This is a genomic window from Pseudomonas knackmussii B13 (genome assembly GCF_000689415.1).
Lineage (GTDB): Bacteria > Pseudomonadota > Gammaproteobacteria > Pseudomonadales > Pseudomonadaceae > Pseudomonas > Pseudomonas knackmussii.
Window position 1 is genome coordinate 1,925,141 of sequence record NZ_HG322950.1, and the last position, 24,129, is coordinate 1,949,269.

24 protein-coding genes and 1 pseudogene are annotated in these 24,129 nt (G+C 66.3%); 14 read left to right on the forward strand and 11 right to left on the reverse strand.

Translation table 11 applies throughout. The annotated features are described in order from the left end of the window. Positions 1–16: 16 nt before the first annotated feature. The gene (locus PKB_RS09245) at positions 17–478 is read left to right on the forward strand and encodes a bacteriohemerythrin (RefSeq protein ID WP_043251024.1); all 462 of its coding nucleotides are present in this window, start codon (positions 17–19) and stop codon (positions 476–478) included. 73 nt (positions 479–551) lie between these two features. After that, positions 552–1,412, forward strand: coding sequence for a cache domain-containing protein (locus PKB_RS09250; protein WP_043251027.1), 861 nt, complete (start codon positions 552–554; stop codon positions 1,410–1,412). 60 nt (positions 1,413–1,472) lie between these two features. Here the strand turns inward: PKB_RS09250 and folE are convergent, their stop codons facing one another. The 4 genes from folE to PKB_RS09270 form a co-directional block, all read right to left on the reverse strand. Then, positions 1,473–2,018, reverse strand: a complete 546-nt coding sequence (folE, locus tag PKB_RS09255; protein WP_043251028.1) for a GTP cyclohydrolase I FolE — start codon at positions 2,016–2,018, stop codon at positions 1,473–1,475. Between the two features lie 95 nt (positions 2,019–2,113). After that, positions 2,114–2,674, reverse strand: coding sequence for a Smr/MutS family protein (locus tag PKB_RS09260; protein WP_043251031.1), 561 nt, complete (start codon positions 2,672–2,674; stop codon positions 2,114–2,116). A gap of 60 nt (positions 2,675–2,734) precedes the next feature. Then, positions 2,735–3,055: a hypothetical protein gene (locus PKB_RS09265; RefSeq protein ID WP_043251033.1), complete on the reverse strand. Its 321-nt coding sequence runs from the start codon at positions 3,053–3,055 to the stop codon at positions 2,735–2,737. 167 nt (positions 3,056–3,222) lie between these two features. Continuing rightward, complete coding sequence (locus tag PKB_RS09270) at positions 3,223–3,819, reverse strand: cysteine hydrolase family protein (RefSeq protein ID WP_043251035.1); 597 nt, start codon at positions 3,817–3,819, stop codon at positions 3,223–3,225. A 176-nt stretch (positions 3,820–3,995) separates the two neighbouring features. On the opposite strand from PKB_RS09270, the gene prmB reads away from it, so the two are divergent. After that, positions 3,996–4,907, forward strand: a complete 912-nt coding sequence (prmB, locus tag PKB_RS09275) for a 50S ribosomal protein L3 N(5)-glutamine methyltransferase (RefSeq protein ID WP_043251037.1) — start codon at positions 3,996–3,998, stop codon at positions 4,905–4,907. Between the two features lie 32 nt (positions 4,908–4,939). Here the strand turns inward: prmB and PKB_RS09280 are convergent. Further along, a pseudogene (locus PKB_RS09280) lies at positions 4,940–5,721 on the reverse strand (hypothetical protein). Between the two features lie 128 nt (positions 5,722–5,849). Beyond that, positions 5,850–6,833 carry an alpha/beta hydrolase gene (locus PKB_RS09285; protein ID WP_422613527.1) on the reverse strand — a complete coding sequence of 328 codons (984 nt, stop codon included), beginning with the start codon at positions 6,831–6,833 and terminating at the stop codon, positions 5,850–5,852. 124 nt (positions 6,834–6,957) lie between these two features. Here PKB_RS09285 and aroC point away from each other — a divergent pair, with 124 nt between their 5' ends. The 6 genes from aroC (at position 6,958) to PKB_RS09315 (ending at position 11,858) form a co-directional block, all read left to right on the forward strand. Continuing rightward, on the forward strand, positions 6,958–8,049 hold the full coding sequence (gene aroC, locus PKB_RS09290; protein WP_043251039.1) for a chorismate synthase: 1,092 nt from the start codon (positions 6,958–6,960) through the stop codon (positions 8,047–8,049). Positions 8,050–8,114: 65 nt separating this feature from the next. Continuing rightward, positions 8,115–9,266: an MFS transporter gene (locus PKB_RS09295; RefSeq protein ID WP_043251041.1), complete on the forward strand. Its 1,152-nt coding sequence runs from the start codon at positions 8,115–8,117 to the stop codon at positions 9,264–9,266. Next, entirely contained in the window at positions 9,263–9,880 is a 618-nt protein-coding gene (locus PKB_RS09300) for a methylthioribulose 1-phosphate dehydratase (protein ID WP_043251043.1), read from the forward strand. Before PKB_RS09295 ends, PKB_RS09300 begins: the two co-directional genes overlap by 4 nt. Positions 9,881–9,909: 29 nt before the next feature. Beyond that, the gene (locus PKB_RS09305; RefSeq protein ID WP_043251045.1) at positions 9,910–10,455 is read left to right on the forward strand and encodes a 1,2-dihydroxy-3-keto-5-methylthiopentene dioxygenase; all 546 of its coding nucleotides are present in this window, start codon (positions 9,910–9,912) and stop codon (positions 10,453–10,455) included. 116 nt (positions 10,456–10,571) lie between these two features. Beyond that, positions 10,572–11,255, forward strand: a complete 684-nt coding sequence (gene mtnC, locus PKB_RS09310; RefSeq protein WP_043251048.1) for an acireductone synthase — start codon at positions 10,572–10,574, stop codon at positions 11,253–11,255. A gap of 69 nt (positions 11,256–11,324) precedes the next feature. Beyond that, on the forward strand, positions 11,325–11,858 hold the full coding sequence (locus PKB_RS09315; protein ID WP_043251050.1) for a methylated-DNA--[protein]-cysteine S-methyltransferase: 534 nt from the start codon (positions 11,325–11,327) through the stop codon (positions 11,856–11,858). On the opposite strand, the gene PKB_RS09320 is transcribed toward PKB_RS09315, so the two are convergent. Both PKB_RS09320 and PKB_RS09325 read right to left on the reverse strand, forming a co-directional pair. Beyond that, on the reverse strand, positions 11,855–12,328 hold the full coding sequence (locus PKB_RS09320; protein WP_043251052.1) for a methylated-DNA--[protein]-cysteine S-methyltransferase: 474 nt from the start codon (positions 12,326–12,328) through the stop codon (positions 11,855–11,857). The genes PKB_RS09315 and PKB_RS09320 overlap by 4 nt on opposite strands. 2 nt (positions 12,329–12,330) lie before the next feature. Further along, positions 12,331–13,236, reverse strand: a complete 906-nt coding sequence (locus PKB_RS09325) for a DNA-3-methyladenine glycosylase family protein (RefSeq protein ID WP_043257107.1) — start codon at positions 13,234–13,236, stop codon at positions 12,331–12,333. 155 nt (positions 13,237–13,391) lie between these two features. On the opposite strand from PKB_RS09325, the gene speE reads away from it, so the two are divergent. The 4 genes from speE (at position 13,392) to PKB_RS09345 (ending at position 18,964) form a co-directional block, all read left to right on the forward strand. Next, entirely contained in the window at positions 13,392–14,252 is an 861-nt protein-coding gene (gene speE, locus PKB_RS09330; RefSeq protein WP_043251054.1) for a polyamine aminopropyltransferase, read from the forward strand. 288 nt (positions 14,253–14,540) lie between these two features. Continuing rightward, complete coding sequence (locus PKB_RS09335; RefSeq protein WP_043251057.1) at positions 14,541–16,616, forward strand: LTA synthase family protein; 2,076 nt, start codon at positions 14,541–14,543, stop codon at positions 16,614–16,616. A gap of 213 nt (positions 16,617–16,829) precedes the next feature. After that, a complete protein-coding gene (locus PKB_RS09340; protein WP_043251060.1) occupies positions 16,830–17,615 on the forward strand; it encodes a sulfite exporter TauE/SafE family protein in 786 nt (261 codons plus the stop codon). A 332-nt stretch (positions 17,616–17,947) separates the two neighbouring features. After that, on the forward strand, positions 17,948–18,964 hold the full coding sequence (locus tag PKB_RS09345; RefSeq protein WP_043249792.1) for an IS110 family RNA-guided transposase: 1,017 nt from the start codon (positions 17,948–17,950) through the stop codon (positions 18,962–18,964). 483 nt (positions 18,965–19,447) lie between these two features. Here PKB_RS09345 and PKB_RS09350 read toward each other — a convergent pair whose 3' ends face one another. Beyond that, positions 19,448–20,191, reverse strand: coding sequence for a TorF family putative porin (locus PKB_RS09350; RefSeq protein WP_043251062.1), 744 nt, complete (start codon positions 20,189–20,191; stop codon positions 19,448–19,450). A 140-nt stretch (positions 20,192–20,331) separates the two neighbouring features. After that, entirely contained in the window at positions 20,332–22,089 is a 1,758-nt protein-coding gene (locus PKB_RS09355) for an amidohydrolase (protein ID WP_043251063.1), read from the reverse strand. Between the two features lie 114 nt (positions 22,090–22,203). On the opposite strand from PKB_RS09355, the gene PKB_RS09360 reads away from it, so the two are divergent. Further along, entirely contained in the window at positions 22,204–23,109 is a 906-nt protein-coding gene (locus PKB_RS09360; protein WP_043251064.1) for a LysR family transcriptional regulator, read from the forward strand. Here the strand turns inward: PKB_RS09360 and PKB_RS09365 are convergent. Beyond that, positions 23,106–24,122, reverse strand: a complete 1,017-nt coding sequence (locus PKB_RS09365) for an AraC family transcriptional regulator (protein ID WP_043251065.1) — start codon at positions 24,120–24,122, stop codon at positions 23,106–23,108. The genes PKB_RS09360 and PKB_RS09365 overlap by 4 nt on opposite strands. Positions 24,123–24,129: the final 7 nt, after the last annotated feature.

Sequence of the window (24,129 nt, forward strand, 5' to 3'; positions counted from 1 at the left end):
GCAGTGGGAGGTAAGGATGGCCTATCTGGCCTGGCAGGATGATCTGAACACCGGTATCCAGGTGATCGATAACCAGCACAAGCGCATCGTCGAAATGATCAACCAGCTGCACGACGCCCAGGTGCAACGCCTCGACGGCAAGGTGGGGCAGGTCATTGAGGAACTGGTGGACTACACGCTGTCGCACTTCGCCTTCGAGGAAACGCTGCTGGAGGACGCCGGCTACGAATTCACCCGGGCTCACAAGAAGGTCCACGAACTCTTCATCAAGCGCGTTTCCGAATACCGCCTGCGCTTCGCCGCCGGCGAGGACATTGCCGACGAGCTCAAGCAGCTGCTGGGACGCTGGCTGTTCAACCATATTCGCAACGACGACGCCAACTACGCCGACTCGGTTCGCGCGAACCTGCAGACGCTGACCCGCGACCAGGCGCGCGGCGGTTGGCTGTCGCGCTCCATGCAGCGCTTCTTCGGCTGACCGCGCCGGGCGAATCCATGGCGGCCATCTATGCTCTGACCAGAACAATAAAAGGTCACCCAGGAGGTCGTGCATGAAACGTCTGGTCAGTGCGCTGTTGTTGCTCGCCGCTACTCTGCTCCCCTTCGCCGCCTCGGCCGCGACCCAAGCCCCCGGCGATGCCGCCCAGGCACAGCGGGCTCGGCAGCTGCTGGAAAAGGCGGTGGCCTATTACCGCGAGCAGGGCGACAAGGCGTTCGCCGCCTTCAGTCGCCAGGGCGAATTCGTCGACAACGAGCTGTACGTCTACGTGCTCGACGAACACGGCGTGATGCTGGCCAGCGGCGGACCCTCGGTGGTGCTGATCGGCCGTGACGTCTCGACCCTGCTCGACGGCGCGGTGCGCGACAGGTTCGTCAAGGCGCTACAGGCACCGGAGACCGGCAAGGTCGCGGAGGTCGAATACCGCTGGAAGAACGTTTCCGACGGCCGTGTCGAGCGCAAGCATGCCTATTACCAGCGCGTCGGCGACCGCTTCCTTGCCGTCGGTTATTACATTCCACGGGCCGACGCCAGCCGCGCACAGGCCATGCTGGACAAGACGGTGCAATCCGTTTCCAGCGCCCCTGACGCCACTTTCAAGCGCATCAATGCCCTTGATCCGGCCTTTATCGAAGACGATCTCTATGCCTTCGTGGTCGACATGGACACCAAGCGTTTCGTCGCCCATGGCTACAACTCGCGGATGATCGGCACCGATTTCTCCGGCCTCAAGGACTCGGCGGGCAATGCCGTCGGCCAGGCCATGCTGGCGCTGGCGCGCAGCAAGGGCGAAGGGCAATTCGACTACCAGTGGCGCAACCCGGTGACCAACAAGGTGGAAAACAAGCACGCGCTGATCAAGAAGTCCGGCAAGTACCTGGTAGCGGTGGGGTACTACACGGCGGGCAGCTAACTCCTGCAGGCACAAAAAAACCGGCCTTCGAGGCCGGTTTTTTCATTGCCGCGAGCGGGCTCAGCGAATCAGGCTGAGGAATTCGCTGCGGGTAGCAGCGTTCTCGCGGAACTCGCCGAGCATCACCGAGGTGACCATCGAGGAATTCTGCTTCTCGACGCCGCGCATCATCATGCACATGTGCTTGGCTTCGATGACCACCGCCACGCCCAGGGCACCGGTAACTTGCTGCACGGCCTCGGCGATCTGCCGGGACATGTTTTCCTGGATCTGCAGGCGGCGGGCATACATGTCGACGATGCGGGCGACCTTGGACAGGCCCAGCACCTTGCCGTTGGGGATGTAGGCCACGTGGGCCTTGCCGATGAACGGCAGCAGGTGGTGTTCGCACAGCGAGTACAGCTCGATGTCCTTGACCAGCACCATTTCGCTGTTATCGGAGCTGAACAGCGCGCCGTTGACGATCTCTTCCAGCGTCTGCTGATAGCCACGGCAGAGGTACTGCATGGCCTTCGCGGCACGCTTGGGCGTGTCGACCAGACCTTCGCGGGTGACGTCCTCGCCGAGCTGGGTGAGGATCTGCGAGTAGTGTTGTTCCAGGGACATGATCTACCTGTGGGGACTCGATAAAGCGCAGAGGCGCAGGGTAGGGGGTGCTCGTCGTGCTGGCAAGGGCGCGGTGCGCCAGCGGGAGCGTCGGATTAGTCGTCGTCGCGGCCTTCGAGCATGGTGCGGCGCAGCATCACGTAGAGCGAGCCGGTGCCGCCATGGCGCGGCAGGCAGGACGTGAAGCCGAGCACTTGCGGATGCTGGCGCAGCCAGGTGTTGACGTGGCTCTTGAGCAGCGGCTTGCGACCGTCGGTCCGGGCTGCCTTGCCGTGGGTCACGCGTACGCAGCGAACCTCCAGGCGGGTGGCTTCTGCCAGGAAGTCCCAGAGCAGCTCGCGGGCCTTCTCGATGTTCATGCCATGCAGGTCGAGGCTGCCCTCGAAGCTGATCTGGCCGGCCTTGAGCTTGCGCAGCTGGCCTTCCTGCACGCCGTCGCGGGCCCAGGACAGCTCGTCCTCGGCGCCGACGTCGATGACGAACTGGTCGGACAGGCCGTCGACGCGGATGCTTTCCACCTTCACGCTGGCGTTCTGCCGGCGCAGGTTCATCTGCTGGCGATCGGCCTTGGGTTTGCCGGTGTCGGCCTGGTCCACCGAGATGCGTTTCACGCCGCGCATCTCTTGGGTGAACAGGGAAAAATCGTCGTCTTGCATGGAGCCTCCGCGAAGAGCCGGCAAGTGTAACGGATCACGCCCGGCTTGCGGAAATCGCCTTCAGTCGCGCTTCTTCATCAGGCGCGGCGAAAGGCTCAGGCCGTCGCTGCGCCTGGCTCGCGCACGCGCCACACGCCATAGCCGGACGCCCAGCCAGAGGGCGAAGAGGCCGATCGCCAGGAGGATGCCGCCGGCCATGGGCTCGATGTGCAGCAGTTCGGTGGCCGGTTGCCGGCGCAGCAGCGCGGCGCCGCCGGCCAGGGTGCCGAGGATCCCGCAGGTGGCGATCAGTGCGGCGATCGCCGCGACGAAGCGCCAGCGCCAGCGCCCCGGTCGCTTCGGGCGCAGGCGGCGTGGATCAAAACTGTCGGACTTCTTCATCCCGGCTCCTCATCGGCTGAACGAGGCTATGACCGGTATCGGCGGGAAGGGGTTCCACCCCAGGCTGGGATGCTGGGGCCGTCCGTCCGGCGTATGCACATATGCATGCGTGCATACAACCTAAGCATAGGCGCCGCGGCGTGCCTCCGCGGCGGGACGGACGGTGCTCAGATCAGGGCCTGAGCCTGGGCCACCACAGCGGCGAAGTTGTCGCCCAGGGCAGCCATTTCTGCATGGTGCAGCGCTCGCGCGGAGAGCACGCCGCCATCCGGGGTGGGGATGTCGCGCGTGGCGCAGGCGGCGTCGACCAGCGTGCAGCGGTAGCCATAGTCCTTGGCCGCACGCACCGTGGTGCTGATGCTGGAGTGGGTCATGAAACCGCAGACGAGGATGTCCAGCCGGCCGTTGGCCTGCAGGCGGTCGTGCAGCTCGGTGCCGAAGAATGCGTTGGGCATGCGCTTCTCCACCACCACCTCGCCCGGCAGCGGCGCCAGTTCAGGCAGCCACTGGCCGCGCGGGCCTTGCGGGTCGAGTACGCCACCGCGCACGCCGAGGTGGCGCACATGGACGATCGGCGTGCCTTGGGCGCGAGCGGCTTCCAGCAACATGCGGATCTCGGCCACCGCGGCATCGAGGTCGGGCAGGGCCAGAACGCCGCTGCGGTACTCTTCCTGGGCGTCGATGATCAGCAGCGTGCTCTGGCGGAGGTTGGCGGGCGGATAGCCGCGTCCGCTGATCTTCAGCATGCTGAGCGGTTGGGACATGACGAACTCCTGATAATGCGTATGCCATCATTGTGGTCTGTTCCGCGGGCTCTGTGAATCTTTGCTAATCCCGCGCAAAGTGGTATTTGGCGCGGTCGCCGAACCCCGTCCCGTTGTCCGTCGCCTTCGGCTAGAATGCCGGCCCTTTTTGCCTTTCCAGCCGCGAGGAGCGCGCCGTGACCGAATCCCGATTGCTGACCCTGCGTGACCACATCCGCTGGGCGGTCAGCCGTTTCCATGCCGAGGGCCTGTACTTCGGCCACGGCACCGACAACGCCTGGGACGACGCGCGCCAACTGGTGCTCGGCGCCCTGCACCTGCCCTGGGAAATCGCCGACTCCTACCTCGACTGCCGCCTGGAGGACGACGAGCGCTTCCATCTGCGCGAGCTGCTGCGCCGGCGCATCGAGGAGCGCGTGCCCACCGCCTACCTGCTCGGCGAAGCCTGGTTCTGCGACCTGCCGTTCGTGGTCGACGAGCGCGTGCTGATCCCGCGCTCGCCCATCGCCGAGCTCATCCAGCGCAAGTTCGAACCCTGGCTGGCGGCCGACCCGGCGCGGATCCTCGACCTCTGCACCGGTTCGGGCTGCATCGGCATCGCCTGCGCCTACGCCTTCCCAGAGGCCGAGGTGGTGCTGGCCGACCTGTCGTTCGATGCCCTGGAAGTGGCCAATATCAACATCGAGCGCCATGAACTCGGCGAGCGCGTCTATGGCGTCCAGGGCGACGGCTTCGATGGCCTGCCCGGTCAGCGTTTCGACCTGATCGTCTCCAACCCGCCCTATGTCGACGCCGAAGACTTCTCCGACATGCCCGAGGAGTACCAGCACGAGCCGGAGCTCGGCCTGGCCTGCGGCGACGACGGCCTGGACCTGGTGCGGCGCATGCTCGCCGAGGCGGCCGACCACCTGACCGAGAAGGGCAGCCTGATCGTCGAGGTGGGCAACAGCCAGGTGCACGTCGAGGCGCTGTATCCGGAAGTGGACTTCACCTGGCTCGACTTCGAGTACGGCGGCCACGGCGTCTTCCTGCTCTCCGCCGCGCAATGCCGCGAGCACCAGGCGCTGTTCCAGTCACGGGTGAAGTGACGTCGTAGGAGCGAGCTCCTGCGAATAGAACGTCAGTGCGTCGCCATCCAGATCAGCAGCCCGGCCTGGAACACCGCGAACACGGTCAGGCAGGCGATGACGAAGCGCAGGCTGGTGTCGTCGCGGCGGAAGGTGTCGATGCGCTGCTCCAGGCGGCGGATCTCGATTTCCTGGGTGGCGAGGTTCTGGTCGGCCTGCTCGAGCATGGTCGCCGCATCGAGCAGCGGCAGGATCTGCACTTTTTCCTTGTGCCAGTCGTCGTACAGCTCGCTGACCCGCCCGACCGAATAGGTCGCCTTGAGCAGGCGCGAATCCTCGTAATCGACGTCGAATCCCTGGGCCCGCAGGAAGTGGTCGCGGCGTAGGCGATTGTCCTCGTTCGGCGCGTCCTTGGCCGTCAGGCTGCCGCCTTCGACCTTGTAGTGCGCCCATTTCTGCTGGCCCAGGCGATGCCCTGGGCCAGCAGGAAGCGCCCCAGTCCACGGTTGATCGGTTCGATGGAGAAGCCGCTGTCGGCGCCGAAGCGCACTTCCTTGTTGCGATGGTCGGCCCAGACCTCGAACAGATTCTGTTCCTTGCGCAGGGCTTGGCCGGGCAGCTGGATGCTCAGGCGCAGCAAGCTCTGCTCTGGACTGTGGCGTTCGACGCGGCCGAGCTGGACGAAGCGCAGCGGCCGCGCACCGGTCGCGCGGTCGGTGGGCAGCGGCGCCAGTCGCAGCAGGCGGTACTGCTCAGGCGCGAGCTCGGCCCACGGATGCGCTTTCCGGGGTTCCTCGGCGGGAGCGGTTTCGGTTTGCGGTGCGGCGTCGGTCATCGGTCGTCCTCGGGCCTGGCCGCTGGCCAGGGAGTGTTCGGCAACTGCGGGAAATGCCGTTGGTAACGGCTTTCATACAGTGGCCTAGCGATTATCGACGCCCGGGAGGATTTCTTGAGACACCCGTGTCAGCTGGTGCCCGGATTCTGCCCGTTTTGCGACGTTGTCCGACGAATGAACCCGGCCAGGCTTTCGACCAGTTCCCTAGCCAGCGGCAGTTGCGGGTTGTTGTAGGACGCTAGTTGCTGCGCGGGATCGGCGGCGACTATGCGCAACACGTGGTTCATCCCGCCGATCAACCGTAACTCGGCGTCGGGTTTGGCCCACTGTAGCCGCTGTGCATCGGCGACCTCGACCTGGATGTCGTGGGTGCCCTGCAGGATCAGGGTCGGCTGGCGCACCTGGGCCAGGGCCTGGGCCGGGTCGTAGCGGAACAGCGAGATCAGGTAGGGCTGCACGCTTGGGCGGAACAGTGCCTGCAAGAACTTGGGCACCAGCGGTTGCTGATGGCCGGCACGCAACTGGTCGAGCAGGCTGTCGGCCTGGGCCAGCAAGGGCGGTGGCAGGCGTACGGAGAGCTGGTCGCGCAGGACCTGGTCGATGGGCCGGCCGCTGCCGGCGATCAGCACCAGTGCCGAAGCCTTGGTGTGCGGCGCGGCCAGGCTCGCGATCAGCGCGCCTTCGCTGTGGCCGACCAGCACCTGCGGGCCGAAGCGCGGATCGCTGGCCAGTTGCTTGCTCCAGGCCGCCACGTCGTTGGCGTAGCCTTCCACGCTCAACTGCTCCTCGTGGGGGGCAGCCGGCCGGCTCTGCGCAATGCCGCGCTTGTCGTAGCGCACGCTGGCGATGCCCTGGGCCGCCAGGGCTTCCGCCAGGCGCTGCAAATAGGCGTTGCGCCCGCCCTCGGGGTTGTTGCCATCGCGGTCGGTGGGGCCGGAGCCTGCAACCAGCAGCGCCACGGGCGGCGGAGTGGCTTCTTGCGGCAGCAGCAGGGTGCCGCGCAGCACGCCGTGGCCGGTGTCGAGATCGTAGGGGCGTTGCAGGACGGGATTGGGCGCGGCCTGGACGACGCAGGCGAACAGGCAGCAGAGCAGGGCGGTGAGACGCAGCATGGAAAGCTTCATGGACGGCATGATAGCGCTTTGACGGCGGAAACCTCGGAAGGTTCGCAGGCCGCGGCGGGGCGGGTATACTGCTCGGCCTTTTCGATCACCCAAGTCTTCCGCGGAGCCTCGCATGTCCGGCAACACCTACGGCAAGCTGTTCACCGTCACCACCGCTGGCGAAAGCCACGGCCCGGCGCTGGTCGCCATCGTCGACGGCTGCCCGCCGGGGCTGGAGCTCTCCACCGAGGACCTGCAGCGCGACCTCGACCGGCGCAAGCCCGGCACCAGCCGGCACACCACCCAGCGCCAGGAAGCCGACGAGGTGGAAATCCTCTCCGGCGTGTTCGAGGGCAAGACCACCGGCACCCCGATCGGCCTGCTGATCCGCAACACCGACCAGAAGTCCAAGGACTACTCGGCGATCAAGGACCTGTTCCGCCCGGCCCACGCTGATTACACCTACCACCACAAGTACGGTGTGCGCGACTACCGTGGCGGCGGCCGCAGCTCGGCTCGCGAAACCGCCATGCGCGTGGCCGCCGGCGCCATTGCCAAGAAGTTCCTGGCGACCCTGGGCATCACCGTGCGTGGCTACATGAGCCAGCTCGGCCCGATCGAGATTCCCTTCAAGACCTGGGACAGCGTCGAAGAAAACGCCTTCTTCAGCCCCGATCCGGACAAGGTGCCGGAGCTGGAGGCGTACATGGACCAGCTGCGCCGTGACCAGGATTCGGTCGGCGCGAAGATCACCGTGGTCGCCGACGGCGTGCCGCCGGGCCTGGGCGAGCCGATCTTCGACCGCCTGGATGCCGAGCTGGCCCACGCACTGATGAGCATCAACGCGGTCAAGGGTGTGGAGATCGGCGCCGGCTTCGCCAGCGTCGCCCAGCGTGGCACCGAGCACCGCGACGAGCTGACCCCGGAAGGCTTCCTGTCGAACAACGCCGGCGGCATCCTCGGCGGTATCTCCAGCGGCCAGCCGATCATCGCCAACCTGGCGCTGAAGCCGACTTCGAGCATCACCACCCCGGGCCGCTCCATCGACGTCAACGGCAACCCGGTGGACGTGGTCACCAAGGGCCGCCACGACCCGTGCGTGGGCATCCGCGCCACCCCCATCGCCGAGGCGATGATGGCGCTGGTGCTGATGGATCACCTGCTGCGTCAGCGCGCGCAAAACGCCGATGTGCGCGTCGATACGCCGGTGCTGCCGCAGCTTTAAGCCTTCGCCCGCAGGGTGGGTCAGGCGCGCCGTAACCCACCCTGCGCCAGTATCGATTGCAGCCGATGCCCGCAGCCTTGCCTTACTGGCGCCTGTCCAGCTTCTACTTCTTCTATTTCTGCCTGCTTGGCGGAACCGCGCCCTTCCTCGCCCTGTATTTCTCGCACCTGGGGTTCTCCAGCGCGCGCATCGGCGAGCTGGTGGCCATTCCCATGCTGATGCGCTGCGTGGCGCCAAACCTCTGGGGCTGGCTGGGCGACCGTTCCGGCAAGCGCCTGCAGATCGTGCGTTTCGGTGCGCTGTGCACCGCGGTCTGCTTCGCCGGCATCTTCCTCGGCCACAGCTACACCTGGCTGGCGCTGGTGATGGCTGGGCACGCTTTCTTCTGGCATGCGGTGCTGCCGCAGTTCGAGGTCATCACCCTGGCGCACCTGGGTGAGCGTACCGCCAGCTACAGCCGTATCCGCCTGTGGGGCTCGATCGGCTTCATCTGCACTGTGGTCGGCCTGGGCTGGCTGTTCGATAAGGTCAGCCTGGACGCCTATCCCTGGGCGTTGCTGGTCATCATGCTCGGCATCATCGGTGCCAGCTGGTGGGTACCCAACGCGCAGCCGACGTGGCACCACGAGCATGCGACGGCCGGCGGCTTCCTCGCCCAGCTGCGCCAGCCCGGCGTGGTTGCCTTCTACCTCTGCGTGTGCCTGATGCAGCTGTCCCACGGGCCCTACTACACCTTCATCACCATCCACCTGGAGAAGCTCGGCTACAGCCGCGGGCTGATCGGCGGGTTGTGGGCCCTGGGCGTGGTCGCCGAGGTGGTGCTGTTCCTGGTCATGCCTCGCCTGCTGGCGCGCTTCAGCCTGCGCCAGGTGCTGGCCGCCAGCTTCCTGCTCGCCGCGCTGCGCTGGCTGCTGCTCGGTAACCTCGCCCAGCACCTGGGTGTGCTGTTGTTCGCCCAGTTGCTGCACGCGGCCACTTTCGGCAGCTTCCACGCCGCCGCCATTCATTTCGTCCAGCGCACCTTCCAGGCGCGCCAGCAGGGGCAAGGGCAGGCGCTTTACGCCGCTTTGGCCGGCACTGGCGGGGCCCTGGGCGCGCTTTACTCCGGCTACAGCTGGGCTAGCCTGGGTCCGGCCTGGACCTTCGCCATCGCCAGCCTCGCGGCCCTCGCCGCAGCCGCTATCATCGCTACCCGTTTGAAAGAGGAGCGGACATGAGCGTCACTCGTGAACACCTGACCCGGCAGATCATCGACGCCGGGCGTTTCCTGTATGGCCGTGGCTGGTCGCCGGCCACCAGCAGCAACTATTCCGCGCGCCTGGCCGCCGACCGCGCGCTGCTCACCGTTTCGGGCAAGCACAAGGGCCAACTGGGCGTCGACGACGTGCTGGAAACCGATCTGGCCGGCAACAGCCTGGAGCCGGGCAAGAAACCGTCCGCTGAGACCCTGCTGCACACCCAGCTGTATGCCTGGCGCCCGGAGATCGGCGCGGTGCTGCACACCCATTCGGTGAATGCCACCGTGCTCTCGCGCCTGACCCCCGGTGATCGCCTTGAGCTTGAGGACTACGAGCTGCAGAAGGCCTTCGCCGGCGTCACCACCCACGAGGGCCGGGTGACGGTGCCGATCTTCGACAATGACCAGGACATCGCCCGCCTGGCCAGCAAGGTGCAACCCTGGCTGGACGCCCACCCGGACTGCCCCGGCTACCTGATCCGCGGGCACGGCCTGTACACTTGGGGGCCGCGCATGGAAGACGCCCTGCGCCAGGTGGAAGCTTTCGAGTTCCTTTTCGAGTGCGAGCTGAAAGTGCTGAGCCTGCGCGGCTGAAATCCGGCAGTACCCCGAGGAAAGAGACCATGAGCAGCCTGACCGTCTACCACGAATCCGCTCCCGAACAGCCGCTGAAGCTGCTCTGCCACGCCGAGGACATCGCCGCCACCCTGGCCGAGGTCGGCGTGCGTTTCGAGCGCTGGCAGGCCAGTGCGCCCATCGCGCCCGGCGCGAGCCAGGACGAGGTGCTCGCCGCCTACGCGCCGCAGATCCAGCGCCTGAAGGACGAGCAAGGTTACGTCACGGTCGATGTGGTCAGCCTGACCGCCGACCACCCGCAGAAGGACGAGCTGCGCGCCAAGTTCCTCGACGAACACCGCCATGGCGAAGACGAAGTGCGCTTCTTCGTCGCCGGTCGCGGCCTGTTCACCCTGCACATCGAGGATCACGTCTACGCGGTGCTCTGCGAGAAGAATGACCTGATCTCGGTGCCGGCGGGCACCCGTCACTGGTTCGACATGGGCGAGCGCCCGCACTTCGTGGCCATCCGCCTGTTCAACAACCCCGAGGGTTGGGTGGCGAAGTTCACCGGCGACGAAATCGCCAAGCGCTTCCCGCAGTTGGAAGACTGATTACCCGCAACCTTTCTCGCCCTGTAGGAGCGGATCTCATCCGCGAACCGCGCCGGCACCTCCGGCCATCGCGGACAAGGTCCGCTCCTACAGGGATTCGCTGTACCGGAGCTCCCATGCCGATCAAAACCATCCTCACCGACATCGAAGGCACCACCAGCGCGGTGAGCTTCGTCTTCGACGTGCTCTTCCCCTATGCCGCCGCGCACCTGCCGGACTTCGTCCGTGAGCATGCCGGCGAGGCGGCGGTCGCCGCGCAGCTGGACGCCGTTCGCGCTGAAAGTGCAGAGGCGGGTGCCGACGTCGAGCGCTGCATCGCCATTCTCCTGCAATGGATCGCCGAGGACCGCAAGGCCACGCCGCTCAAGGCGCTGCAGGGCATGGTCTGGGAGCAGGGCTACCGCGCCGGCCAGCTCAAGGGGCATGTCTATCTGGACGCTGTGGACGCGCTGCGTCGCTGGAAGGAAGAGGGCTACGAGCTGTACGTCTATTCCTCCGGCTCGATCCAGGCGCAGAAGCTGATCTTCGGCTGCTCCGAGGCGGGCGACCTGACGCCGCTGTTCTCCGGCTACTTCGACACCACCAGCGGGCCCAAGCGCGAAGCGGCTTCCTACGCGCGCATTGTCCAGGCCATTGGTGTTCCGGCCGAGCAAGTGCTGTTCCTCTCCGATGTGGTCCAGGAGCTGGACGCCGCGCAACAGGCCGGCTTGCAGACCATCGGCCTGGCACGCGAGGGCGGCGAGCTGGAAGGCCATGACACCGTGGCCAGCTTCGCGGTGATCGATCCCGCCCGCGTCTGACCTGGGCGCCGGCCAACGTCGGCGGCGCAATGGCTTGCGGGGGCGCATCCGGAGACGGAGACTCGCTTCATGCATTACTGCCTGATCGACACAGAACTCGGCTGCTTCGGGCTCGGCTGGAGCTCGCAAGGCATCGCGCGTGCCTATCTGCCGGGCGACTCCGAGCACAGCGTGCGCCAGCGCTTCGACCAGCTCGGCAGCGAGACGGCCGACTGGCCGGCGTTCATCGACGAGGCGCGCCAACTGATCCTCGGTTATGCGCGGGGCGAGGTTGTGTCCTTCGAGCATTTGCCGCTGGACCTGTCGGCGGTGAGCGATTTCCACCGCCGCGTCTACGGCGACATTCTTCAGCTCAAGCGTGGTGAAACCACCACCTACGGCGAGATCGCCCGGCGCCTGGGCGATGTCGGCCTGTCCCGGGCGGTGGGGCAGGCGATGGGCTCCAACCCGATCCCGCTGATCATCCCTTGCCATCGCGTGCTCGCCAGCGGCGGCAAGACCGGCGGCTTCTCGGCGCCCGGCGGGAGCGATGCCAAGCTGCGCATGCTGGCGCTGGAAGGCGTCGAAGACCCGCGAGCCGCGCAGACCTCGTTCGACTTCTAGCCCTCGATGGCGCCTTCCAGGCGTAGCAGCAACTCCTTGCGCGGCAGGCCGCCGGCGTAGCCGGTAAGGCTGCCGTCGCTGCCAATCACCCGATGACAGGGCACGATGATGCTGATGGGGTTGGCGCCATTGGCCGTGCCCACCGCGCGGATCGCCTTGGGGCGGCCGATGCGCCGGGCCAGCTCGGCGTAGACGGTGGTGTAGCCATAGGGGATCTCCAGCAGCGCTTGCCAGACCTGGCGCTGGAATTCGGTGCCACCGGTATTCAGGCGCACGTCGAAGCGCTGGCGCTTGCCGGCGAAGTACTCGTCGAGCTGGCGGGCTACGTCGTCCAGCAACGGGCTGCCTTCCTGCCATTCCGGCAGCGGGTAGTGCCGGGTTTCCAGGTCCATGTAGAGCATGCGCAGGCCCGCTTCGTCGCCGGCGAGCAGCAGGCGGCCGGTGGGGCTGTCGTGATAGCGATAGAACATGCTCAACCTCCTATGTGGCTGCCTTGCGAATAGGCCTGCCACAGATACACCGCGGCATAGGCGCGCCAGGGCCGCCAGTTTTCCGCGCGCTTCTGCAACTCGCGCGCGGTGATGCCACCTTCGCCCCAGACAGGCGACTTGAGCAGGCCCAGGTCCGCGGCGGGGAAGGCGTCGGCTTCGCCGAAGGCGCGCAAGGCTACGTACTCGGCGGTCCAGGGGCCAATGCCGGGGAGCTCGCAGAGGCGTTTCACCAAGACTTCCGCGCCATCCTCCACATGCAGCTCCAGCGCCCCTTCAGCTATCGCAGCGGCGAAGCGCTGCAGGGTGGCGACGCGCTTGCCGGGCATGCCGATGCCGTCCAGGTTCGCCTCGGCGATGGCCCGCGGCGTCGGGAACAGCCGGTGCGGGCCGTCGGTTACGGCGTTTTCCAAGGGCTCGCCGAGACGTTGCACCAGGCGACCAACGATGGTCACGGCAGCTTTCACCGTGACCTGCTGGCCGACGATGGCGCGCACAGCCTGCTCGAACGGATCGAAGGCGCAGGGCAGGCGCAGCCCCGGCCAGGCCACGAGCAGCGGTTGCAGCAGCGGATCGGCGCTCAGGCAGGCGGCGACGCCGTGCGGGTCGCTGTCCAGGTCGAACATCTTGCGCACCTTGGCTTCCAGCGGCTCGGCGTCAGCTTCGCCATTCAGGTGTAGCTCCAGGCGCAGGGCCGGCTGGTCGGCCAGCGGGCGGATGTCCATCCAGCCGCTGCGGCCATTCAGGCGCAGACTTCGTCGGTAGTGGGTGTCGCCCAGGCACTCGACGCCGACCAGGCGGCGCAGGGCGAAATGGCCATGGAACTGCTGCCAGTCGAACGGCGGCTGGTAGGGCAGGTGGAAGACGAGGGGAGGGGATTGGCGGTTCATGGCGCTGACCATAACCTGCCGCCGAGGCGCTGTCGTCCCGCTGTCGACTTTCAAATTTCGCGGGTTCGACCTGTCCTGCCCCGCACAGTAGAATGCGCGCCTTTCATGGCCGGCCTGTGGCCCGCTTCATCCACCCCTCATCGGGAGCCCGCCCCATGCGCGAATACTTGGAAACCCTCTACGAAGGCTACGGCCAGCGTTTCAGCGTCGACCAGCTGCTGCACGAGGTGCGCACCGAGCACCAGCACCTGGTGATCTTCGAGAATGCCCGCATGGGCCGGGTGATGGCGCTGGACGGTGTCATCCAGACCACCGAGGCCGACGAGTTCATCTACCACGAGATGCTCACCCACGTGCCGATCCTCGCCCACGGCGCCGCCAAGCGCGTACTGATCATCGGCGGCGGCGACGGCGGCATGCTGCGCGAAGTGAGCAAGCACGCCAGCGTCGAGCACATCACCATGGTCGAGATCGACGGCACCGTGGTCGACATGTGCAAGGAATTCCTGCCGCGCCACTCCAACGGCGCCTTCGACGATGCGCGCCTGAACCTGGTGATCGACGACGGCATGCGGTTCGTCGCCACCACCCAGGACAAGTTCGACGTGATCATCTCCGACTCCACCGACCCGATCGGCCCGGGCGAGGTGCTGTTCTCGGAGAACTTCTACCAGGCCTGCCACCGTTGCCTGAACCCGGGCGGCGTGCTGGTGACCCAGAACGGCACCCCGTTCATGCAGCTGGATACCGTGCGCAACACCGCCGGGCGGATGAACGGCCTGTTCGCCGACTGGCACTTCTACCAGGCGGCCGTGCCGACCTACATCGGCGGCAGCATGACCTTCGCCTGGGGCGCCACCGATCCGGCACTGCGCCGCGTGTCGCTGGAAACCCTGCGCCAACGCTTCGCCGCCAGCGGCATCGCCACCCGCTACTACAACCCGGAAATCCACCTGGGTGCCTTCGCCCTGCCGCAGTACGTGCTCCAGGCCATCGGCAAGCCGGGCAACGACTGACCGGCGGGGGCCCCCCCCCCCCCGGCGGGGGCATGACTCTTTTTTCACCCGCATCGGGCATAATCCGGCGGTTGCGCCGGGGCGTATCATCCGGATACGAATGCAGCCGGGCATTTAAGGTTCGGCTAAGCGTGGTCCGCATAGAATGCGCCGCCGGATTTCGCCTGCCGCTCGGCCTGGGTCGAGCGCACGCCCGGTACCCTTGCGCTGCGCATGCAGCCTTGCACCTCGCCCGCTGACGGGCGGCACACGCTCGATATCGAACGTTCAAGAACACGGAACCTGACCATGGGCCAATCGGAAGTCCTGAATACACGCCAGCGCGCCGGCAACCTGACCCGCGCGACCGTATCCAGCCACCTGGGATTCATCCTGCTCAGCACCCTGGCGCTGATGCTGATGTTCTCCCTGCTGCGCCTGGCGCTGTTCATCTATAACCGCGAGCTGATCGGCAGCACCCCGGCGAGCACCTTCTTCGAGGCGTTCTTCAACGGCATGCGCTTCGACATCCGCGCCGTGGTCTTCGCACTGGTTCCGCTGGTGTTCGCCCTGCTCAGCGCCAGCGCCATGCGCTGGCGCACCCTGTGGCGCATCTGGCTGACCTGCTTCGCCAGCCTGACGCTGTTCCTGGGCGTGCTCGAACTGGACTTCTACCGCGAGTTCCACCAGCGCCTGAACAGCCTGGTGTTCCAGTACATGTCCGAAGACCCGAAGACCGTGATCAGCATGGTCTGGTACGGCTACCCGGTTGTCCGCTACCTGCTGGCCTGGGCCTTCGCCACCTGGCTGCTGTACCTGGTGTTCAGGGGTATCGACCGCGCGACTCGGCCGAGCGCCACCGGCGCGCCTATCGCCGCCTGGTACCTGCGCGTACCGGTGCTGCTGCTGGTCGTCGCACTCTGCGTCCTGGCCTCGCGCGGCACCCTGCGTCAGGGCCCGCCGCTGCGCTGGGGTGATGCGTTCACCACTGACTCGATGTTCGCCAACCAGCTCGGCCTGAACGGCTCGCTGACCCTGCTCAAGGCCTTCGAAAGCCGCATGGACGACGACCGCGACCGCATCTGGAAGCCGACCATGCCGGACGACCAGGCCCGCGACACCGTGCGCAAGATGCTGGTCCTGCCGGACGAGCAACTGGTGGATACCGACAAGGCCGCCGTCCGCCGCGACTACACCCCGCCGGCCAGCGGCACGCTGCCGGTGAAGAACGTGGTGGTGATCCTCATGGAGAGCTTCGCCGGCCACTACGTCGGCGCGCTGGGCGCCAAGGGCGACATCACGCCGAACTTCGACAAACTGTCCAAGGAAGGCCTGCTGTTCACCCGCTTCTTCTCCAACGGCACCCACACCCACCAGGGGATGTTCGCCACCATGGCCTGCTTCCCCAACCTGCCGGGCTTCGAGTACCTGATGCAAACGCCCGAGGGCGGCCACAAGTTCTCCGGCCTGCCGCAGCTGCTCAGCGCCCGTCAGTTCAATGACGTCTACGTCTACAACGGTGATTTCGCCTGGGACAACCAGTCGGGCTTCTTCGCCAACCAGGGCATGACCACCTTCATCGGCCGTAACGACTTCGTGAACCCGGTGTTCTCCGACCCGACCTGGGGTGTGTCCGACCAGGACATGTTCGCCCGCGGCAACGAGGAGCTGGACAAGCTGGCGGGCGAGGGCAAGCCGTTCTATGCCCTGCTGCAGACCCTGTCCAACCACGTGCCCTACGCACTGCCGAAGGACCTGCCAGTGCAGCCGGTGAAGGGCTACGGCTCGCTGGACGACCACCTCACCGCGATGCGCTATTCCGACTGGGCGCTGGGCCAGTTCTTCGAGAAGGCCAAGAAGTCGCCGTACTACAAGGACACCATCTTCGTAGTGGTGGGTGACCACGGCTTCGGCTCGCCCGAGCAGCTGACCGAGATGGACCTGTTCCGCTTCAACGTGCCTTTCCTGATCATCGCCCCAGGCGTCCAGGAGAAGTTCGGCGCCACCCGCGACACCGTCGGCACCCAGATCGACATCGTGCCGACCATCATGGGCCGCCTGGGCGGCGAAACCCGCCAGCAGTGCTGGGGCCGCGACCTGCTCAACCTGCCGGCCGGCGACCAGGGCTTCGGCGTGATCAAGCCGTCCGGTAACGAGCCCGTGGTGGCCATCCTCAACGGCGGCCGCATCCTGATCAAACCGAAGGAAGGCGACATCCGCGTCTACGACTACCAGGTCGGCGCCAACCCGCAGATCAAGCGGGTGGACGACGCGCCGGACCGTCCGGAGCTGCTGCACCGCCTGGACTCGTTCATCCAGACGGCGACCAAGAGCCTGCTGGACAACACCGGTGGTGTGGTGGACAGCAAACCGGCCAAGAACTGACCGGACCGTGTCACTGAAAAAGGGGCCCTCGTGGCCCCTTTTTCATTGCATCGGGTGCGGTGTTTCGAGCGCGAGGCTTGCGGCGTCATGCCACGCGCTAACCGCCGGCTCGCGGTTATAAAGTAAGACCATAAAGGTATAAGCGGTTATAAGAAAAGCCGCTATGCTGCGCGCCGGTTCATCTAGGCCGTGTTCGGCCTTCAGGAAGTGATGATGGAAGTGGGTGTATTCGGTTTCGTGGTCGCAGGCCTGGTGGTCGGCTTCATCGTCGGCATGACCGGCGTGGGCGGCGGCTCGCTGATGACCCCCATCCTGCTGTGGTTCGGGATCAACCCCGCCGCGGCCGTGGGCACCGATCTGCTGTACGCCGCCGTCACCAAGTCCGGTGGCGTGCTGGTGCATGGCCGGCAGAAGAACATCGACTGGCGCATCACCGGCTGGCTGACCCTGGGCAGCGTCCCGGCGGCGGCGCTGACCCTGCTGTTCCTGCACAGCCTCGGCTCGAACCTCGAAGCACTCAACGCGCTGATCAAGCACGCGCTGGGCTTCGTCCTGCTGCTCACTGCGCTGGCCGTGCTGTTCAAACATAAGCTGCTGGCCTTCGCTCATCGTCACGCCGGCGATCACTACCACCTCAAGGGCAGCAGCCTGAACAGCCTGACCGTGCTGACTGGCGTAGCGCTCGGCAGCATGGTGGCGCTGACCTCCATCGGCGCCGGCGCCCTGGGCACCGTGGCGTTGTTCGTGCTCTATCCGTTCCTCGCTACCCGCCGCCTGGTGGGCACCGAGATCGCCCACGCGGTCCCGCTGACCCTGGTCGCCGGCCTCGGCCACGCCAGCATGGGCAACATGGACTGGCACCTGCTCGGTTACCTGCTGTGCGGTTCGCTGCCGGGCATCTACCTGGGCAGCCATCTCTCCGGCCGCATCCCCGATGGCGTGCTGCGCCCGTGCCTGGCGGTGATGCTGTTCAGCATCGGCTACAAGCTGGTGTTCTGATCCCCGCCGGGTGATCCGCTCCTGGACCTGTAGGAGCGGATTCATCCGCGAAACTTCCCGCACGCTTTATCCCAGTAGGAGCGAGCTTGCTCGCGATTCGCGGACAAGGTCCGCTCCTACATTCACGCGCCGCGTCCCCCTTCACGTCTTCCCCGCGAACGCGGGGATCCAGCGTCTCGTTTCGGCGTGCACGAATGTTTCTCTGGAAGACTTCAAAGCGAGAGTCAGAGCCGCAGTGCAGCTCTTGTAGGGCAATGAAATGGACTCCTCCCTCCTACGGCGTCAAGCGCCAGACTGATGGTGTAGCCACAAGTCCCGGAGGGGGAGTCAGCATGAACATTAGTCGCGTTGGTCTGGATCTGGCAAAGCAGGTATTTCAGGTGCACGGCGTCGATAGCCACGAGCGCGTGGTGTGCCGGCGGCAGCTCAAGCGGGCGCAGATGCTGGATTTCTTTCGCCAGCTGGCACCCTGCCTGGTGGCGATGGAGGCCTGCGGCAGTGCGCACTATTGGGCGCGAGAGCTGCAGGGGCTGGGGCACGAGGTCCGCTTGATTGCACCGCAGTTCGTCAAACCTTACGTCAAGGGTGACAAACACGATGCCCACGATGCCGAAGCGATCTGCGAGGCGGCCAGCCGTCCGAGCATGCGCTTTGTGCCGGTGAAGAGTGCGCAGCAGCAGGCCGGGCAGTCCGTGCATCGCATTCGCAGCCGTCTGGTCCGGGCCCGTACGGCACTGTGCAACGAAATTCGCGGCTTGCTCGGCGAATTCGGCCTGGTCGCCAGCCGACGCGGGCGCGCGGCGACGGTCGAACTGCTCGAGACGGTCACCGCTGCCGAGCCGGTGCCCTTGCCGGCGCCGATGGGCGAGTTGTTGAGCGGCTTGAAAGAGGAGTTGCAGGCGCTGGATGCCCGCATCGAGCGACTGGAGCGAGTGATCAAGCGCAGTGCGCGCGAGGATGCGCGCATCCAGCGCCTGCTGGCCGTGGAAGGCATCGGCCCGCTCACCGCCAGCGCGGTGGTGGCAGCGGTCGGCGATGCCCGGCAATTCCGCACGGCGCGTCAGTTCGCGGCCTGGCTGGGCCTGGTGCCACGGCAACACTCCACGGGCGGGCAGCAGCGCCTGGGCGGGATCACCAAGCGTGGCGATACCTACCTGCGCACCCTGTTCACCCATGGCTCCCGCTCGGTCGTACGCTGTTGCGCCAACAAGACCGATGCTCGCAGTCGCTGGCTGCAAGGCCTGTTGCAACGATGCAATGCCAACGCCGTCGCCGTTGCCCTGGCCAACAAGAATGCCCGGATCGTCTGGGCCCTGCTCAGTCGGGAAACCACCTACCAACCCGCCTGAGCGTTACCGGCAACACCGCTGTAGAAACGCTCCACCACGATTGCACAGTGAATGGCATTGATGACGAACCGGTCGAACCGGCCTGTATGAAACCTGGGTTATCCGCGGGCTCCCTGCTGCCGTGAAGCAAAGCCGTTAGGGCGATCAGACATACAGGCGCGCATTTCATCAGGGCTCGGGAGCTGCCACACCGCTCCATGAAGCCGGATATACGGACGCAGTCGTACCTAGGTTCGAAATCCCCGCCAAACACTGGCAAACCGGGAGGAGTCCATATACGAATAACCCCGAGGGGGTTATCCGCCGTTTTCGTGCGGGGCGGCGGCGCATGACCGCGAACGGTTATGCGCCCAACAAGGTGATTCCCCTTCGGACCAGCGCAAGCGTGGAGCCGCGTCCCGTGCTCGCGGGGATGAGGGGATGGTGTAGGAGCGGCCCGTGGTCGCGAATCGCGGGCATGGCCCGCTCCTACGGGGCGTGGCGTCAGAACTGCTTTGTCGCCCGCGCCACCACGGTGGCCGTGCAGATGTCCTTGAAGCCCTGCCAGTTGTAGCACTCGTTCTGCGAGAGATCGGTGTCGATGTAGCTCAGCGACCAGTCGATGCCCGCGAAGTCACGATCCAGGCGTGCTTCCCATTCCTGGTAGGTATGGCGGGTGTCGCCGTTGCCGGCGACGTACAGCGGGTCCTTGGCGTCGTTGCGGCCCAGGCGCAGCTTGGCGCGGAATTCGGCCGGCAGGTCGAAGCCGTAGCCGACGTAGCTGTAGAGGTTGCTCTGGTTGCGCCCGAAGTAGGTCGGCATGTCGTCGGAGTAATACGCCGCCACTTCGAAGCCGTAGGCATTGAGGATGGCGTAGACCTCGCTTTGGTCGAACTGCGACTCCTTCGGATAGCGGTATTGGATGTAGCCAAGGTCCAGGCCGACGTCCTCGGTGGCCTGCCAATACCAGCCGGCGTAGTAGTCCAGCTCCTGGCGGGTCTTGGTGTCGTAGCCGAAGTCGACGTTGGAGCTCCACACGCCCAGGTACAAACCGCTGCTGTGCTGCAGGGTGGCGCCGGCCTGGATCGCCGGGTCGTTCTGGGTCTGGGAGATGCCGCGGCTGCGGTAGTCGCTGGCGAGGGTCGTTTCGATCTGGAGCGCGAGGTCGGGGGTGAGCTCGACAGCGTGTGTGCTGGCGAAAGGCGTGCCGAGGAGCAGCGCGCCGAAGATCAGAGCGTTGTGTTTCATGGACTTACCCGTTGTTGTGGTTGTAGTGGGCAGGGAAAAAGCCCGCACAGCCCCCTCCGGCCGGCGAACCGGGAAGCGAGAAGGAGAGGGCGGCGGGAAAAGCCCGGGCCTTCAACGGCCCGGAACTGGAGCGTCGGGAATCAGAGTGCGCTCTGCCCGTCGGCGCGATAGACCTCGCGGCCGCCGAACAGGGTGCGCAGTACGCGGGCCTCGGCGAGCTCTTCGTCGGGCACGCTGAACAGGTCGCGGTCGATCACCACCAGGTCGGCTTGCTTGCCGGCGGTCAGGCTGCCGATCTGCTTCTCCAGGCCGATGGTCTTCGCCGCGTTGAGGGTGTAGGCGTAGAACATGGTCTGGCGGTCGATGCGCTCCTCGGGGTTGAGCACGCCCTTGGGCCCCTTGCGGGTCACCGCCTGGTACATCGCCCGCAGCGGGTCCGGGGTGGAAACCGGCCAGTCGCTGGCACCGGCGATGGTCGCACCGGCATCGAGCAGTGACTTGGCCGGGTACATGTAGCGGTATTCGTCGTCGCCGATGTACGGCTTGACCATATCGAGCGTGTAGTCCTCGGCAGTGGCCCAGTCCAGCTGCATCGACGCGATCACGCCCAACTGCTTGAAGCGCGGGAAGTCCGCCGGATTGACCAGCTGCAGGTGGGTGATGGAGTGGGCGATGCCGCTGTCGCGGTCATGCCGCGCCTGGGCGAAGCCGTTGAGCGATTCGCGTACCGCGCGGTCGCCGATGGCGTGGATGTGCACCAGCCAGCCGCGCTGGTCGGCGGCGCTGACCAGTTCGCCGAAGTGCTTCGGATCGAGCAGCAGCTCGCCGGGCTTGTGCAGGTTCTTGTAGTTCTCCAGCAGCGCGGCGGACTGTGCGGGGTACTCCAGCACGCCGTCGGCGAACACCTTGATCCCCGGCAGGGTCAGGTTGGGGATGCCCTGGAACTGCTGGCGCACCTTGTCGATCACTTCCAGGTCGGCCGGTCGGCTCTTCGGATTGACCACCAGCAGCGCGGCGACGTGTGCGCTGAGCTGGCCGTTGTTCGCCAGGTCGCGGTAGGTCGGCAGCACGCCGAACGTGTGCTCGGTGGGCTTGATGTCGAAGATGGCCTCGCCGGGCATGCCGTTGGCCGCCGGGTCCATCCAGGCGGTGATGCCCAGGCTGTTGTTGTACTTCACCGCGGCTTCGCCAGCGCGGTCGAGAATCTGCTGGTCCGGTGCCGGCATGGCGGTCGCGACACGGTCGAAGCCCGAATCGACAACGAAGCCGGTCGGGTTGAAGTGCTTGTCGTGGCCGATGTTGTGCTGTTCAGCGGCCGGCAGCGAACGCACCAGCTTCGCGTCCAGCTTGGCGCGGCGCAGCATGGCGGCGTTGGCCCAGGCGGTGTGGTGGTCGCTGCCAACCATGACGATCGGCACCTGCGCCCATTCGCCGGCGTTGAAGCGCTTGGCGAGGTCGGCGGCTTGCGACCAGTAGCTGGAGTTCATGCCGTTCATCACGAGGATGTCGCCGACCTTGGCCGTGCCCTTGTCGCGGGCATCGCGCAGGCGCTTCTCCAGTTCGGCGAGGCTGACCTGCTCGTCGCCCATGCTGGCGGAAATCAGTTCCAGGCCGCCGAAGATCGAATGCGAATGGCTGTCGATGAAGCCCGGCATCAGCAGCTTGCCGCCCAGGTCGACCTGCTTGCTGTGGCCGTCGGCGAGCGCGCGGATTTCGTCATTGCCGCCGACCTTGAGCACCTTGTCGCCGACGATGGCCACGGCCTGCTGCAGCGGCTGGCCAGGTTCGCCGGTGAAGACCTTGGCGTTGTACAGGATCAGGTCGGCGTTTTGTGCATTTGCTTCCAAAGTCCCCAGTGCGATTGCAACGGCAAGTGCGCCTTTGATCAGCCTTCGCATGACTTCCTCTTTTCTTGGTGGTTGATTTTTATTGGTCTGCGCCAGAGGCTACTGGCGATGGACCGTCGCCCGAAAGGCAAGGGGCGGCACAAGACTTGTGAGGAAATGGAAAAAATGGACAGGCTCAGCCACCTTTCGTTGTTCGTCGCCTGCGCCGAAACCGGCAGCTTCAGCCGCGCGGCCGAGCAGTTCGGGCGCACGCCCTCGGCGGTGACCAAGGCCATCGGCCAACTGGAGGGCAGCCTGGGCACGCGATTGTTCGAGCGGACAACCCGCAGCATGGCGTTGACCGAGGCTGGCCAGCTCTACCTGGACAGCGCCCGCGAGGTGCTGGCGCGCATGCACGAGACCGCCGAGGAAATCACCCAGCTGCAGCACAGCTTGCGCGGCGGCCTGCGTGTCACGGCGCCGCTGGCCTTCGGTTCGGCGTTTCTCAACGATGCCTGCACCGACTTCCTCGACCGGCATCCCGAGCTGCGCCTGCAGGTGGACCTGAGCGATAGCTACGTGGACATGCTCGACGGTCGCTACGACCTCGCCCTGCGCATGGGCCACAGCAACCTGCCGGGGCTGATCGTGCGGCCGTTGGCGGAGAATCGCCTGGTGCTCTGTGCCAGCCCTGCGTACCTGGCGCAGCGCGGCGCACCCCAGCATCCGGAGGAGTTGCTCGCGCATGACCGCCTCATGTACTGGCACCCGGCGCTGGACACGCACTGGTGGTTCGAGCGTGGCGGCGAGCGCCTTTCCATCCCGCGCGAGGGGCGCCTGGTCAGCGATAACCACGAACTGCTGCTGGCCGCCTGCCTGAAGGGGCGCGGGGTGATGCCTTGCCCGCTATGGAGCGCCTGGCCTTACCTGCGCGACGGCCGCCTGGTCAGCGTGCTGGATGACTACCGCTTCGACCCGGACGCCTTCGGCCAGCAGATCCTTGCCGTCTACCCCAGCCATCGCCGCGCCACACGCAAGATCCTCGCTTTCATCGAGCATCTGGAGGCAGTGCTGGGGCAAATCGGGAGCTAGCGATCGCGGAAGCGCCCGGGCGGCACGCCCTTCCAGCGCTTGAAGGCGTGGATGAAGTTCGACGCCTCGCCATAGCCCAGGCGCTCGGCGATTTCTTCCAGGCGTATGGCGCCGGTCGCCAGCAGTTCCTCGGCCAGCGCCTGACGCACTTCGTCGAGCAGGGCGCGGTAGCTGCTGCCTTCGTCCTGCAGGCGGCGGCGCAGGGTGCGCGAAGTCATATGCAGCTCCTCGGCGACCTGTTCCATGTCCGGTAGGCGCCCCGGCGTACGTAGCAGGCGGTCGCGGATGCGTCCGGCGAAGCCGCCGCGCTCCAGGCGCTGTGCGAGCAGGGCGCGGCATTGCTCCTCGCAGTGCCGGGCCACGCCGGGATTGGCGCCGGGGAGCGGGCGGTCGAGCACGCGGGCATCGATGACGATACGGTTTTCCGGCGCGCCGAAGGTCGGCAGCACGCCCAGTTGCTCCCGGTAGAGGCTGCAGTCGACAGGCGCGGGGCCTCGCAGCTCGGCGCGGAGAATCGGCAGTGGGCCGTTGATCAGGTCTTGCAGGATGCGCAGGGTGCCGCCCAGGTCGCGGTCGCGGACGAAGGTTTGCAGGCCCTCCGGCAGCGCGCTGTCGTCGATCAGTGCGTGCGCCTCGCCGTCGAACTCCTCCAGGCGCAGCTGGGTGAACACGAATGTCAGGCCCAGGTAGCGCAGGCCGAGCAGGGCAGCGCTGCGCAGGGTCGGGCTGCTGAGCAGGGCGAAGCCCCAGATGCCATAGACGTTCAGGTGGTAGCGCAGGCCGGCCAGCAGGCCGCTGCCGGGGGCTGGGTGCAGGTGCTTGGCCAGGTTGCCCAGCACCTGCAGCTCCTGGCTCGCCTCGATCTCGCCGCCGGGTCCGGCTAGCTGCGCCAGGCTGAGGCCGCTGCCCAGCAGGCAGGCGTCGAGGTCCAGGCCATGGTCGAGGCCAAACTGCGTAAGCAGCTGCACGCTGATGGCGCTGCGGCGGGGCGACCAGGGGAGGGCGTCGGGCATGGCGCGA

What these genes read in the sequence shown, in the direction of transcription:
- PKB_RS09320 (WP_043251052.1), bottom strand. Translation starts at nt 12,328, where the DNA reads ATGTTCTATCGCTATCACGACAGCCCCACCGGCCGCCTGCTGCTCGCC.
- PKB_RS09335 (WP_043251057.1), top strand. Translation starts at nt 14,541, where the DNA reads ATGGGCCAATCGGAAGTCCTGAATACACGCCAGCGCGCCGGCAACCTG.
- PKB_RS09345 (WP_043249792.1), top strand. Translation starts at nt 17,948, where the DNA reads ATGAACATTAGTCGCGTTGGTCTGGATCTGGCAAAGCAGGTATTTCAG.
- PKB_RS09295 (WP_043251041.1), top strand. Translation starts at nt 8,115, where the DNA reads ATGCCCGCAGCCTTGCCTTACTGGCGCCTGTCCAGCTTCTACTTCTTC.
- PKB_RS09270 (WP_043251035.1), bottom strand. Translation starts at nt 3,819, where the DNA reads ATGTCCCAACCGCTCAGCATGCTGAAGATCAGCGGACGCGGCTATCCG.
- PKB_RS09340 (WP_043251060.1), top strand. Translation starts at nt 16,830, where the DNA reads ATGGAAGTGGGTGTATTCGGTTTCGTGGTCGCAGGCCTGGTGGTCGGC.
- PKB_RS09250 (WP_043251027.1), top strand. Translation starts at nt 552, where the DNA reads ATGAAACGTCTGGTCAGTGCGCTGTTGTTGCTCGCCGCTACTCTGCTC.
- PKB_RS09350 (WP_043251062.1), bottom strand. Translation starts at nt 20,191, where the DNA reads ATGAAACACAACGCTCTGATCTTCGGCGCGCTGCTCCTCGGCACGCCT.
- PKB_RS09315 (WP_043251050.1), top strand. Translation starts at nt 11,325, where the DNA reads ATGCATTACTGCCTGATCGACACAGAACTCGGCTGCTTCGGGCTCGGC.
- PKB_RS09300 (WP_043251043.1), top strand. Translation starts at nt 9,263, where the DNA reads ATGAGCGTCACTCGTGAACACCTGACCCGGCAGATCATCGACGCCGGG.
- PKB_RS09305 (WP_043251045.1), top strand. Translation starts at nt 9,910, where the DNA reads ATGAGCAGCCTGACCGTCTACCACGAATCCGCTCCCGAACAGCCGCTG.
- folE (WP_043251028.1), bottom strand. Translation starts at nt 2,018, where the DNA reads ATGTCCCTGGAACAACACTACTCGCAGATCCTCACCCAGCTCGGCGAG.
- PKB_RS09355 (WP_043251063.1), bottom strand. Translation starts at nt 22,089, where the DNA reads ATGCGAAGGCTGATCAAAGGCGCACTTGCCGTTGCAATCGCACTGGGG.
- PKB_RS09265 (WP_043251033.1), bottom strand. Translation starts at nt 3,055, where the DNA reads ATGAAGAAGTCCGACAGTTTTGATCCACGCCGCCTGCGCCCGAAGCGA.
- PKB_RS09360 (WP_043251064.1), top strand. Translation starts at nt 22,204, where the DNA reads ATGGACAGGCTCAGCCACCTTTCGTTGTTCGTCGCCTGCGCCGAAACC.
- aroC (WP_043251039.1), top strand. Translation starts at nt 6,958, where the DNA reads ATGTCCGGCAACACCTACGGCAAGCTGTTCACCGTCACCACCGCTGGC.
- PKB_RS09285 (WP_422613527.1), bottom strand. Translation starts at nt 6,833, where the DNA reads ATGCTGCGTCTCACCGCCCTGCTCTGCTGCCTGTTCGCCTGCGTCGTC.
- PKB_RS09245 (WP_043251024.1), top strand. Translation starts at nt 17, where the DNA reads ATGGCCTATCTGGCCTGGCAGGATGATCTGAACACCGGTATCCAGGTG.
- PKB_RS09325 (WP_043257107.1), bottom strand. Translation starts at nt 13,236, where the DNA reads ATGAACCGCCAATCCCCTCCCCTCGTCTTCCACCTGCCCTACCAGCCG.
- speE (WP_043251054.1), top strand. Translation starts at nt 13,392, where the DNA reads ATGCGCGAATACTTGGAAACCCTCTACGAAGGCTACGGCCAGCGTTTC.
- PKB_RS09260 (WP_043251031.1), bottom strand. Translation starts at nt 2,674, where the DNA reads ATGCAAGACGACGATTTTTCCCTGTTCACCCAAGAGATGCGCGGCGTG.
- mtnC (WP_043251048.1), top strand. Translation starts at nt 10,572, where the DNA reads ATGCCGATCAAAACCATCCTCACCGACATCGAAGGCACCACCAGCGCG.
- PKB_RS09365 (WP_043251065.1), bottom strand. Translation starts at nt 24,122, where the DNA reads ATGCCCGACGCCCTCCCCTGGTCGCCCCGCCGCAGCGCCATCAGCGTG.